Source organism: Nostoc sp. WHI, assembly GCF_015714725.1.
GTDB lineage: Bacteria > Cyanobacteriota > Cyanobacteriia > Cyanobacteriales > Nostocaceae > Nostoc.
This window is the reverse complement of sequence record NZ_WBKM01000367.1, coordinates 1-12,819: the sequence shown is the minus strand read 5'-3', so window position 1 is coordinate 12,819 and position 12,819 is coordinate 1. Positions and strand designations below refer to the sequence as shown.

Below are 12,819 nucleotides of genomic sequence, written 5' to 3'. Positions count from 1 at the left end.
AGTTAGGAGTTAGGAGTTAGAAATTAAGAGTTAGGAATTAGGAGTTAGAAGTATTATTCTTCCCCTACTCCCTACTCCCCACTCCCTACTCCCCTCTTCACCCCATCTTTAACTTTCGATCTAAATAGGTGAACTTTTAAGAATATTATGAAAGTCTATTTGTCGTTGCTAGTATTCAACAGCTAGGAGCGTACAATAAATGTAAATAAGTACGTGTAGGGATAATGTAGGGATCATGGGCAATTATCACCCGTAATCGCCCAAAATCACTGATTTCCCGACAAAAGTTCTAAAAAGCTATTGTCTAGTTAGTTATATGAAAAATGCGATTTGAAACTTAAGCTGTTACTTTGGTGCTATTTCGGGGAACTATATAACTGTGCCCTTGAAGATTTTTTCAGTGAATTAGCCCAAATAATGATGAATATAACTACTTTACAAAGCTTTAGACTAAACCAATTCACAGTATGTCAAACCTATGAATATGCAAGAGAAAACTACCGAAGCGGAAAACACCCGAGCCGATAAGGTAGAAATTGCTGTCCGCCTAGACTCCGAGTTACTAGAGCAAATTCAGCATCTCACCAATGACCCAAGTAAAGTGATTGAGGTGGCGATTCGCCAATGGTTACGGGGTGAAATACTCAGAGATGATGAACTGACGCGCACACCTGTGCGTACCCCCGTTCCTCCTCGGGGTGAATGGAACGATTGACACTATAAAAAAGTGAAGTTTGCCAATCTGGATTTCAGAACACCAAGAAATAGCCAATAAAAACGAAAAAGCTGTAAAAATTTATGCAAAAGTTGGAGCAGCTTTAGTAAAATTACGGTCGGATACCCTTTGTCTATCCAACTCAATTAATGACTATTATTGCCAATTCTCAATTAGCGAATGCATTTCCCCCAAATCTGGAATCTATAACCAGTAAGACTGATGGTTCATTGCCAACACTAGGAGCCGAGTTGGTGTACACGCAAGATGCGGCAGGGCGCTATCTGACCTTTTGTTGGCAGTACAGCGACCTCCTGGGGTTAAATACCGAAAAAATAGTTGACGATCTCAACCAAGCCCAAACCTTTGGGCCAGTGGATAAGGTTAGCTATTTGGAACGATTGCACCGAATATTGACAAGTTTGATCCCAGAAAGGTTTCAATGTTGGTTTAGCTACCACCAGGAATTATTTGAGTTGGAGTTGGTAATTAGTCCGATTATGCCAAGTTTGGGAACGGCTGCCACTACAGTTTTAGTGATGGGACGGTTGCTGCAAGCTACACTCAACAAAAAACAAGTGTGTGTGGCATCAAGAAAGCCCACACAAATAGAATTGGTTTTACGTTCACAGCAACACCAAAAACTGGTAAATCGGATTACCAGAAATATCCGCCGGACATTGGATTTAGATATTATTTGGCAACAAACAGTTGACAGTTTAGGGAAAGCACTGCGACTAGAACGCTGCATTATTTGTCGTCCCTACCAACCCTGTAGCTCAAAAGTGAAAGTGATGGCTGAGTATCACCAGCCAGAACTTACCTCAATGCTTGGCTCAGAAGAAATAGATATAGATTCTGAGCCTGCCTTTGCTCAGGCATTAGCAACCCTAGAACCAGTTGTGATAGAAGTGCCTGGATACACGGAGTCTGGGCGGCAGAAAACTTTGGTGGTTGCGACTTGCTATCAAGACCAAGCCAATGGATTAGTTGCTTTGACTTGGCAGGATGAATGCTACACATTAACAGAATCGGAACTAGAACTTGCAAAAGAAGCAGCAGATCAACTGGGAACTGCGATCGCTCATGCTACTTTATATAAAGAATTAGAAGCAGCCCGTCAAAAAGCTGAAGAAGCTTCCCGTCTGAAGAGCGAGTTTCTGGCTAATGTATCCCATGAAATTCGTACCCCCCTTAACGGGATGATTGGCTTTTTAAAGCTGATTTTAGAAGGGATGGCAGATGATCCAGAAGAACAAAACCAATTTTTGACAGAAGCTCACCAATTATCGATACATCTACTGAATATCATTAATGATATTTTGGACATTGCCAAAATCGAAGCTGGTAAAATGGAGCTAACTTACGCTCCAGTCAAGCTAGATGAGCTATTTAGTGATGTAGAAAATTTTATGCGTCCCCAAGCAGAAATGAGAAACCTCAGCTTTCGGATGCAGATGCCTGCTACCTCTGATGAAATTATTGTCCAAAGCAACTATCAACGGTTGCTACAAGTTATGATGAATTTGTTAGGTAACGCCATCAAATTTACCCATGAAGGCGGCGTAACTGTCAGCGCCGATTTAGTACTTAAAAAAGCGAAGGCGAACTTTCAAGGTCAGCAATTTCCTGGCATGGTCAGAGTACGTGTTGCCGACACTGGCATCGGTGTTTCCTTAGACAAACAAGATAAACTATTTCAATTATTCTCTCAGGTGGATGGCTCCCGCACTCGCCAGTATGGGGGTACAGGTTTAGGACTGGCAATATCCCAGAAGCTCGTGGAGGCAATGGGCGGCGAAGTACATTTTTATAGTCTGGGTGAAGGACTTGGCTCAACAGTCACATTCACCGTGCCACTATATCAACAACCAGTCATACTTTCATCTAGTGATAGCGACTCAATAAACAGTTGTGAGTGCTGAGTTGTGAGTGCTGAGTTTGGATACTTGGCAATACTGGGTTTTGATTTTTTAACTTTAAACTATTTGAGCAATTATTATTTAATAAACGTGAGTTCGACGGGCATAATTTACCGTAGTGGCTAGTACAGCTTGACGGAAATAAGCAGACCATTAAAAGCCACGAAAATTTGATTGATCGCAAGGTTTAAAAATAGTATGTGTATTTACCCCGTACATTAGACTTGGCTTAGGGGAGTTATCATCGTGCTTCTAACCAAGCCTGTAAATCAGCCACGCTAGTAAAATCTAACAGTGCTTCGCTCAAATCTTCTATAACAGGCAAAGGTAAACTAGAAACTGAGAAGCGTATTTCCTCAGAGAATTCCTGCCTAAATCGTTTAGTCAACTGGCGAATTACAAGATTACCTGCCTCTTCCTGGCGTCCTTCTTCCTTGATTTCTCGATAAACTCGCGTTTGCTGTAGTGTTATACCTAACATTTGTTCTACATCCCTTTGGCTTAATTGTTCAAACTTGTACACCATTATTGTCGTGATCATCTCTATTATGGCGCGACTTGCAGTTTCGGACTGCTCAACAGAAGAACGCTCAAGTAAATATCTAGCTTCTTGTAGTGCTTGTTCTTCTGCTACAGTAGTTAACACCATCAGCGCTACCCATAAAGGTAATTGGCGAATATCCCCTAATTCATCAAGATACACGCGATGCACTTGGTTTCCGTTAAGTAGGCTTCGATGAGGGTAAATATCACTCTGCTCAATACCGCGCGACGGATAAATTATAACCGCTTGCCAATCGCTAAATCTGGCGCGGTTGCGATAGAAATATAAAGAAGACTCAGCAAATACCCTTTCGTAAAGCTGTTCATCTCTTTGAAACTGTACCTCACAGAAATATACAATTCCAGCACCTGCGTTTTCTGGTGGGAGAAATACTCCATCTATTTCAAATTTCGGTTCTTTAACAGCTACCGAATCAAATCGATAACCCTTGGCATTTAATGGAGAATTTGTCAATAGTTCAAATAGCAAAGTGGGGGATTGTTGGAAAAGTTTGTAAAAAATTGAGTCTCGCCGCATGAAGCGTTCTATGCTACTTATTTGTCAAATCTGCGATACATTTTATTTTACGTTATGCCGATCGCCCATATAACGTCGCTATGCGATCGCAAATAAACCAGTAATACTCAAAATATAGCTTGTTCCCAACTAGGCTGTAAGGTCTGTTACTGAGGAAAATTGGACTGCGTGTAAATAGGGAATAGGGCAGAAAGATTCCCAATGCCTAGTCAAAAGTCATTAAAATATAGATAACAGACCACTGACAAATGGCAAATGCCAACTAAAGAACTGACAAACTAGCTGCAATTGCGTCTAGGATTGTTTTAACAAAGCTAGAAAATAAAATTTTAGGGCAACGGAGAATAGGTGATGGGAGTTCTCAGATTACCAGTTATCTATCATTCACCAATGCCCAATGCCCTATTCCCAACGCCCATCATTCACTTACCTGGTCTAAACTATGGAACTCACAATTGACAACGTTGAAACAGTCTTAGATGAATTGCGCCCTTATCTCATGTCTGATGGTGGCAACGTGGAACTCGTAGAACTCGATGGGCCTGTTGTAAAACTGCGGTTACAAGGTGCATGTGGTTCTTGCCCCAGTTCTGCAATGACCCTAAGAATGGGTATTGAACGCCGCCTCAAGGAAATGATTCCTGAAATTGCAGAAATTGAGCAAGTGGTGTAAAAGTTAGGAGTTAGGAGTTAGGAGTGATGAGTTTTGAATCAACTCCTAACTCCTTATTCTTAACTCCTAACTATTCTTATGTCCCATCCTCTTTACATCGCTTTTATCTGGCATCAACATCAGCCGCTGTACAAATCTCCTGGCAGCGGCGTTTCACTATCTCCTAGTCAGCAGTACCGCCTGCCTTGGGTACGTTTGCATGGGACTAAAGATTATTTGGATTTGATATTAATTCTAGAACGGTATCCTAAGTTACACCAAACGGTGAATTTGGTACCATCGCTGATATTGCAACTCGAAGATTATATTGCTGGCACTGCTCTTGACCCTTACCTTACAGCCAGCTTGACACCAGATGAACAACTCACTCAGGAACAGCGCGAATTCATTATCCAACACTTTTTTGATGCCAATCACCATACCCTAATTGACCCCCATCCCCGCTATGCCGAGTTGTATTACCAAAGACAGGAAAAAGGGCAAGCTTGGTGTTTAACAAATTGGGAATTGCCAGATTATGGTGATTTGTTAGCTTGGCACAATTTGGCTTGGATCGATCCACTGTTTTGGGATGACCCGGAAATTGCTACTTGGTTAAAACAGGGACGAAATTTTACTTTAAGCGATCGCCAGCGCATTTATTCCAAACAACGAGAAATTCTTAGCCGCATTATCCCCCAACATCGAAAAATGCAGGAGGCGGGGCAGCTAGAAGTTACTACCACGCCTTATACCCACCCAATTTTGCCGTTGCTAGCTGATACCAATTCTGGTCGGGTAGCTGTGTCTAATATGATACTACCTAAGCAGCGTTTTCAGTGGGCAGAAGATATTCCCCGCCACTTGCGGAAAGCTTGGAACTTTTATAAAGACCGTTTTGGACAGATACCTCGTGGTTTGTGGCCTTCGGAACAGTCAGTAAGTCCGGCAGTACTACCGCACATTATTAACCAAGGATTTAAGTGGATATGCTCAGATGAAGCCGTCTTAGGATGGACACTGAAACACTTTTTTCATCGGGATGGGGCGGGGAATGTAGAGCAACCAGAACTGCTGTACCGACCCTATCGTTTGGAAACCCCAGAGGGTGACTTGTCCATTGTGTTTCGTGACCACAGATTATCAGATTTAATTGGCTTTACCTACAGTGCAATGCCAGCAAAACAAGCAGCAGCCGACTTAGTGGGGCATTTGCAAGCGATCGCTAAAATGCAAAGAGATAGTCAAAGTGAACAACCTTGGTTAGTTACCATCGCTTTGGATGGAGAGAATTGCTGGGAATTTTATCCCCAAGACGGCAAACCCTTCTTAGAAGCTTTGTATCAAAGTTTGAGCGATGAACCCCACCTCAAACTTGTCACAGTCTCCGAATTTCTCGAAGAATTTCCAGCTACAGCCACCATTCCCGGAGAGCAATTACATAGCGGTTCTTGGGTAGATGGCAGTTTCACCACTTGGATCGGCGATCCCGCCAAAAATCGTGCTTGGGATTATCTAACAGCAGCAAGGGTTATGCTCGCAAGTCACCCCGAAGCGACGGAAGAAAACAACCCAGAAGCGTGGGAAGCATTATATGCCGCAGAAGGTTCCGACTGGTTTTGGTGGTTTGGCGCAGGACACTCTTCAAATCAAGATGCCATCTTTGATCGATTGTTTCGAGAACATCTGTTTGGCATTTACAAAGCATTAAATGAACCTGTACCGCCCTATCTCAAACAACCAGTGGAAAGCCACCAGGCACTGGCAGAACACGCACCACAAGGGTTTATTCATCCCATCATCGATGGCAAAGGTGACGAACAAGACTGGGACAGAGCTGGACGCATAGAAATCGGCGGAGCGCGGGGAACGATGCACAATAGCAGTGTCATCCAGCGACTTTGGTATGGAGTGGATCACCTCAATTTTTATTTGCGGCTGGACTTTAAAAGTGGGGCTGCACCAGGGCGGGATTTGCCAACAGAGTTGAATTTGCTGTGGTTCTATCCAGAAAAAACAATGGTCAATAGCCCAGTTCCCTTGGCAGATGTACCGGATGCAGCCCCACTTAATTACCTTTTCCACCATCTTCTGGAAATTAACTTACTGACACAATCGATTCAGTTTCGAGAAGCTGGAGACAATTATCAATGGCATCCCCGTTTCAGTCGCGCTCAAGTAGCAATAAATAGTTGTTTAGAGTTAGCAGTACCGTGGGCAGATTTGCAAGTTCCGCCAGATTATTCTTTGCGCCTAATTTTGGTGCTTGCAGATGAAGGACGTTTTTCCAACCACTTGCCAGAAAATGCTTTGATTCCAATTGAGGTGCCGTAAATTCAGGTAACAGATGCGAGAGTTTACGAAGATGATTCTCCATACCGATTTCAAAAATATTTGCAACTAATAAATTGGGTGTAGGGGCGTACAAATGTACGCTCCTATCCATGTATATCTAGCAAAAATTTCGTGAAATGGTATTAATCGAACAGCTAGTGCAGAATCTATAACCTCACACCATTTATACACAACTAGCTATGCTGAGTATCTTTTCGGTTTGCTTGCACAAAACCACTAAAAGCTTTCTCTCGGCATAATCTCTAGAGAGATCAGAAGTCTGACTATCTGACCAACTTGAGACGACGACCTAATAGAGCAAAAACACCAACACCGAGTAAAGCGCCAAGACCAACGTTAGGCTCAGGGACAACAGCTGTCAGGCCGATAAGACGCTTATCGCTACTGATGGTGTCTATTGAGGTAGCAGCACCTGTAGCCAAGTTGATGGTATATAGATTGGAGCCAGATGCAGAGGTTGGAGTGGCTGCCAAGAAGGCAGTATTCACTCCGTTGTCTGTGAAAATGTCAAACCCTGCTGCCGAGCTAATGTCGAGACCGAGGGAACCTACTAGTACCTGAGTGCCATTATTTGGAGGGGCTTGTATGTTCAATACGTCGGTGATGTAGTCAACAGTGTACAACATGGTTCCGGTTGCCGGGTCATTGTCAACATTAGTGTATGCCGCAGCAGTGATGCTGGGATCTCCTGGGTTTAATGTCCCATCAATAAGAACCGCACCAGTCTCCACGTTGATGCGGTAGTTTTGGTCATTGGCGCCAACGACCCGTAGACGATCAGGTACTGGGTTGAAGTCTACTCCAGAAATTGTCCCGCCGTCGAAGGGTACGGAAAGGGCACTTACAAAAGAAGCAGCACCCGTGAACGGGTTAATGGTGTATATGTTGTTAGTTGTTAGACCATAGATCAGATTGTTAGCTGGGCGACGGTCAATACCCAACAAAGTACCCTCGATCCCAGTGACTGAGACAGTACTAGTAATGGTGGGATTGCTGGAATCAAAAAGAACTAGATTGTTGTCTTCAGTTAGTCCTACTAGACTAACTGCCGCCGCCTTGGCGACGGTGAGTAGATCAAATGTCGTTGCTACTATGAGTGCAGTGATGACTGTACTTAGCTTACTTAATTTCATTGAAAAGCCTTTAATTGGGAGTTTTACTTATGTGATGGGCAAAATTCAGCCAAACCTACAGTTAACGTAAATATATTTACGCAATTGTAAATTTTACTTCAAGTAAATAGTACACCAACAACTTCTGTAAACTCAGGACACGGAATCTGTCTTCATTGAAACTTTAAATTTTTGTAAATTAAATTTTACTTAAATATAAAGGCACTTTTAATTCAGCACTCTTCATTCTCAGTCACTGATGGAACTTATTAGCCTATCAAAGCTATTTGAAGCCATCTATTATTGTTTGTAAATACTTTGTAGAAGCAGCTTCGGCTTGAGAGCGGACAACTAATTTTGGCATTTTTAATGCAGCGCGAAGTTGGCAATAAAAGTGAATGGTGTGTTGAAGCGATCGCCCAATTTCTTTTTGGTCATGTTTAGCGGGAATAGTCTGCCGAAAATCGTTCAAATGAGATGGAATTTCCCTTTCCAGATTCCTTACACCGCGTGGAAGCAGTCCAGCTTGCACCTTGGCTAATGGGGCTAGAACTTGCCCACGCAGAAAAGAAAGAAAATCAATGACTTCAAAAAGTTCACCTCTTCCTAATTTAGTTGCAGCGTAGTGTACCCACACCCAAAAGCGGTCTTCAATCCACTGTGGATCAAAGGGTGGATAGTTGCGTGGATTATTTAAAACAGCTAAAGTTAGTAGATTTTTTCGCTCCCATAAAACAATAGGATTTTCTACGCGGTCTGTTTGGAAATCTTTTAAAAGCAAAAACTTCAAATCGACGTGTACAAGAGGATTGTCATAGAGACAGATTAATAACCTGGGTTCGCCGACGTGTTCGCCAGTAAAACCTGCCAGCAGTTTCCCCAATCGGTTGGCTAAAAGCTGACGCTCTTTTAAAACCTGCTCATAATGAAGATCATCTACAACAATACTCAGATCGAGGTCAGAATACTCATCCATTTCTCCACTCAAATAGGAACCACCGATCGCTACACCTAGTAAACGGTCATCCGTCTTCAGCTTTGGCAGAATTTGCTCTAGCATCTCTCCTTGTGGTTCGGGAACAATCATACTATCTCCTTCAATAGCGATCGCCAATTCTGTTTTGTAACTCAATTAAATCGGGGTACTGATTAACATCAAGTTGATTAAGTGCCCAATCAAAAAAAGCATTCAGAGAAATGTACTGAGATTTCTGTTTCTGCATAGCTTTTTGAATATCTTTACCATGAAACCAGATCAAATACCAATACGCTTGGGTTAAGGGCTACTGGTACAAAATTTTGGGTTTTTGAGACGCGATAAATCGCCGTCTCTACAAATGTTTTGGTCTTATCTGAACTGTATTGGATCAAATACTGCTTCAATAATATCTTGTGCTAACCCAGTTTCTATATCTGTGAAATCAAATAAATCTGGAGATCGGAATTTCTTAAAATATTTTAGTTGTAAAGATTGAACTTTCATAAGCTAGTCTCCACATCAAACCCCGGTATTATTGGTGCATTTTCAACAACCTTTTTAGATTTGGTTGTTTTTTCTTACTAGCTTTAGCATCTGTCGTAGGGGCAATTCATGAATTGCCCCTACCGCATGGTCTATTTACCTGAAAATAGCTGTAAACCCTCAATTTGTCACGAATTTACGAAATTGTGTACTAAGTTTGCTTGTCGGATCACTGCTATCTTCTAGCAAGAGTTCGATAATGCTTTGAGGCTAATTTAAAGCTCTTCTGCTTGGGGGAGTGGGAAGATTTCACCAGCCAAGTAAGCCTGAAAGTGCTTTTGGAAGTATAACCATGAGGTCACATCTTCCCCATCTATAAGCGCTTTTGGGGCTTTTTTATATAAAGGAATACGGTTATTAATTTCCTCTTGCAGCAGTGGGGGCAATTCTTCTAAACCATTGACTTTGCTACCAACAGCACTGTAGATAAGTTGACCAGGGCGATCGCCCATTTTCATCCAGGGAAGCCATTGACCAATCCTATCCCAACTCAGTTTGAGTTGAGAAACTGACTTAAGTGCTGTGTTGAATAAATCTGCGGTTGGCACGGTTAATTTAAATAATTCCGCCGCCTGATAAATTGGATTTGGGCAGTACTCGGCAAATTTCGGATCGTCTGCTAAGGGATTAGGGTAATAGGGAAATATATCAAAAACGAAGGTTGTGCTGTCACCATCTACTTGGGCGGGAAAATTTCCCTCAAACTTACCCTGCACGGGATTATTGGCAACGTGAATCACCGGAACTGTATCACCTGTCCAAGGATTCTCCCATTTATGCAAAACCTCATCTGTCTGTGGGTTGAGGTAATAAGTCAGTTCCCTGGAAGTAAAATTCCAACTACCTTCTGTCGTGGGAATACATCGGCTAACGCTCAATCCCACCATTTTAAACAGCAGTTGTCTTTTCTCGCCGGGGATAAAGGCGTAAATTTTACCTTTCCAAATCAGGAAAGTAGATTCGCTAGGGTCGAGGGAAGAACGAGTTTTAACCCAGTGCTGGGCTTCAAGTTCTTGGGTTTGGGCAACCATCTAAAGCATCTTTAGTATTTGGATAACAAAAGAATAAGCTAATTAGCATTCAAGTTGCATCTTTAGGAGTGCTGAGTGCTGAGTCCTGAGTGGGGAGTGCTGAGTGGGGAATATCACTTCTTTACTCAGCACTCAGCACTCTTAACTCGGAACTGTTTTGCCCAATGCCCTATTTCAATTGTTGAAAGAACAACTTGAGCTTATTCTCATCTAATTTGCCATTGGTGCGAACGGAGCTACACAAATCAAGTCCGAAAGGAGCAACTTGATCAACTGCAAGAGCAACATTCTCAGATGTCAAACCTCCAGCTAAGAAAATTGGCACGTTTACTTGCTCACGGATTTTGGCGCTCAAGTTCCAGTCGTGTATACGTCCTGTACCGCCCAACTCTTTAATCAGCAATGATTGATTGCCGGAGTCTAGTAGAATTGCATCCACCTGGGGCGCTACGCTGATTGCCTCGTCTATGGATTTTTCTGTAATGACGTGAATTACTTGGACAATGGAGATCCCAGGTAAGGCTACTCTGATATCTTCATAGCTTCCTGACTCTAGGCGATCGCATATTTGCACAGTATTTATCCCACAGCGTCTTACCTGCTGAATAATCTCCTGAGCATCTTGGCTTGAAGTCAGTAAAAAAGTGGCGATTGGGGGTGGCACACAAGCAGCAATTTTGGCAATTAGTTCCTCAGATATAACACCGGGGCCACTCGGCATATAAGAAACCAAACCGAGGGCAGATGCACCGCAACGAATGGCCATCCATGCTTCTTCTATGCTGCTAATACAGCAAATTTTGACTCTTGGGCTTGCTGTTCTTTCCATTCTTTCCTAACTCCTAAAGCACCAGTCCATTAAAAGCAGTTGACAAAAACGGTAATATCTAAATTTAGAATAAGACCTGAAGCTGATAGTTTAAAGGAAAGGCGGCACAGAAGCAGGCGGGTAGCAGAGCAGAGAAGATATATTTTGGAATGCAACAATGAGTCTTTGATACTCGTAAACGAGTCTTTTAGCTCCGTTTATCCACCTTTAATACTTGTGAACGAGTCTTTTAGCTCCATTCATCCATCTTTGATACTCGTGAACGAGTATTTGATACTTGTGAACAAGCATTGCAATTGGATATTTTTTTATTTAGAAGTCCCTTTGTAGACTTCTTTAAGCTGGTTCTGAAAATTGCTTATCAAGACGGCGAAACAAAAAGACCCAAAGTGGTAGGGAACTGTTAATTGCAATCAGTCGCACTAAATGACCAGTTGTGACAATTTCAACATTATGATTCAATGCTAACGAAACCAGGATCATTTCTGCTGATCCTCCTGGTGCCGTAACTAGCAGACAAGTTAACCAGTCCCAAGAGGTTAATTGCATCGCAAGTATAGCAGCGATCGCTCCGGTTGCAAGGGTCATCACTACAGACATCAAAGCATAGCCGACAGTTCGTTTTGTCAAATTGGGTTTGTCTCCCCAATACTCACCAATAGTAATTCCCAAGAGTATTTGACCGAGTAAGTTAATTAAAGGCGGTGGACTAAAGCTAATATCACCCACAAAAGGCAGCCAATGTAACAAAGGATTAAACCCGATGCCAATCAACAATGCACCAAAGAAATCGCCTGCGGGAATTTTAAATAATATAGCGGGATAAACTACTAATCCAGTGATTAGCAGTACTAATAGGAGTAATCCTAGTTGAGATGGATCGAGATTGAGCCAAACAGCGTTGATTGAAAGTGTTTGTGGATAGTAATTACCAACTGATGTCCTAGCGATGAAGGGAATTAAAAAAACTACTGAGGTGACGCGAATTGCCTGAACTAGGGCAACCAAGCTAACATTTTGATTGTAATCGGCGGCGATCGCTGCCATAATTCCTACACCGCCTGGAACTGTAGCCAGCATTGCTGTCAACAGATTGGTTTTGCTGATGCGGGAGTAAATATAACCAATGCCGCTTCCACTCAACATCAAAAACAAAGTCAGAAAAATAAAGATTGGAATACCAGAAGCAGCACTAGCTAGATTACCGTGAGCATTGGAAGCGCCGACAGTTAAGCCGACAAGTGCCATTCCCACTTTCCTAGCAGTGCGGTTAGGTTTGGGGGAATATTTATAGAAAACCCGACACCCTTGAAGAACCACAGTACCAGCAGCAATCCCGCCAAATATCCAGGCAATCCCGCCAACATGGAACTTTGCCAGAAATAAACCTAAAGGCAAAGTTAAAAGCATTTCCAATACAAGGACAATTGCTTGTTTTAAAAATAGCTGTTGTTTCGGAACGGCAGGATGTTCATCAGTGTGTTCTGCCAGATTGGGAGCAACACCTAAGCTTTGATTCATCTATACAAACTTTTTTATTAATTTAACTTATGCACTCAAGTTAACGCGATCGCAAAGGGGTAGGAGGTAGGGGGCAGGG

General features: G+C 42.5%; 11 protein-coding genes. 4 read left to right on the top strand and 7 right to left on the bottom strand.

The window, feature by feature from the left end:
- Nucleotides 1-478: 478 nt before the first annotated feature.
- Nucleotides 479-715, top strand: a complete 237-nt coding sequence (locus F8S12_RS38175) for a hypothetical protein (protein WP_012408258.1) — start codon at nucleotides 479-481, stop codon at nucleotides 713-715.
- Nucleotides 716-864: 149 nt separating this feature from the next.
- The gene (locus F8S12_RS38170) at nucleotides 865-2,640 is read left to right on the top strand and encodes an ATP-binding protein (protein WP_196521531.1); all 1,776 of its coding nucleotides are present in this window, start codon (nucleotides 865-867) and stop codon (nucleotides 2,638-2,640) included.
- Between the two features lie 238 nt (nucleotides 2,641-2,878).
- Here the strand turns inward: F8S12_RS38170 and F8S12_RS38165 are convergent, their stop codons facing one another.
- Entirely contained in the window at nucleotides 2,879-3,718 is an 840-nt protein-coding gene (locus F8S12_RS38165) for an Rpn family recombination-promoting nuclease/putative transposase (protein ID WP_196521530.1), read from the bottom strand.
- A 442-nt stretch (nucleotides 3,719-4,160) separates the two neighbouring features.
- Between F8S12_RS38165 and F8S12_RS38160 the strand changes: the two genes are divergently transcribed.
- Both F8S12_RS38160 and F8S12_RS38155 read left to right on the top strand, forming a co-directional pair.
- Nucleotides 4,161-4,391 carry a NifU family protein gene (locus F8S12_RS38160; protein ID WP_196521529.1) on the top strand — a complete coding sequence of 77 codons (231 nt, stop codon included), beginning with the start codon at nucleotides 4,161-4,163 and terminating at the stop codon, nucleotides 4,389-4,391.
- 78 nt (nucleotides 4,392-4,469) lie between these two features.
- Nucleotides 4,470-6,704 carry a glycoside hydrolase gene (locus tag F8S12_RS38155; protein ID WP_196521528.1) on the top strand — a complete coding sequence of 745 codons (2,235 nt, stop codon included), beginning with the start codon at nucleotides 4,470-4,472 and terminating at the stop codon, nucleotides 6,702-6,704.
- A 284-nt stretch (nucleotides 6,705-6,988) separates the two neighbouring features.
- On the opposite strand, the gene F8S12_RS38150 is transcribed toward F8S12_RS38155, so the two are convergent.
- The 6 genes from F8S12_RS38150 to F8S12_RS38130 all read right to left on the bottom strand — a co-directional run bounded on the left by F8S12_RS38150 (nucleotide 6,989) and on the right by F8S12_RS38130 (nucleotide 12,740).
- Nucleotides 6,989-7,858, bottom strand: a complete 870-nt coding sequence (locus F8S12_RS38150) for a DUF4394 domain-containing protein (protein WP_196521527.1) — start codon at nucleotides 7,856-7,858, stop codon at nucleotides 6,989-6,991.
- A 262-nt stretch (nucleotides 7,859-8,120) separates the two neighbouring features.
- Nucleotides 8,121-8,969, bottom strand: a complete 849-nt coding sequence (locus F8S12_RS38145; protein WP_196521526.1) for a nucleotidyltransferase domain-containing protein — start codon at nucleotides 8,967-8,969, stop codon at nucleotides 8,121-8,123.
- Nucleotides 8,935-9,060, bottom strand: a complete 126-nt coding sequence (locus tag F8S12_RS41880) for a hypothetical protein (protein ID WP_269144873.1) — start codon at nucleotides 9,058-9,060, stop codon at nucleotides 8,935-8,937. Before F8S12_RS41880 ends, F8S12_RS38145 begins: the two co-directional genes overlap by 35 nt.
- Before the next feature lie 514 nt (nucleotides 9,061-9,574).
- Entirely contained in the window at nucleotides 9,575-10,390 is an 816-nt protein-coding gene (locus F8S12_RS38140; RefSeq protein WP_196521525.1) for a DUF1838 domain-containing protein, read from the bottom strand.
- Nucleotides 10,391-10,559: 169 nt separating this feature from the next.
- Entirely contained in the window at nucleotides 10,560-11,219 is a 660-nt protein-coding gene (locus tag F8S12_RS38135) for a phosphoribosylanthranilate isomerase (protein WP_196521524.1), read from the bottom strand.
- 336 nt (nucleotides 11,220-11,555) lie between these two features.
- On the bottom strand, nucleotides 11,556-12,740 hold the full coding sequence (locus F8S12_RS38130; RefSeq protein ID WP_196521523.1) for an AbrB family transcriptional regulator: 1,185 nt from the start codon (nucleotides 12,738-12,740) through the stop codon (nucleotides 11,556-11,558).
- Nucleotides 12,741-12,819 lie beyond the last annotated feature (79 nt).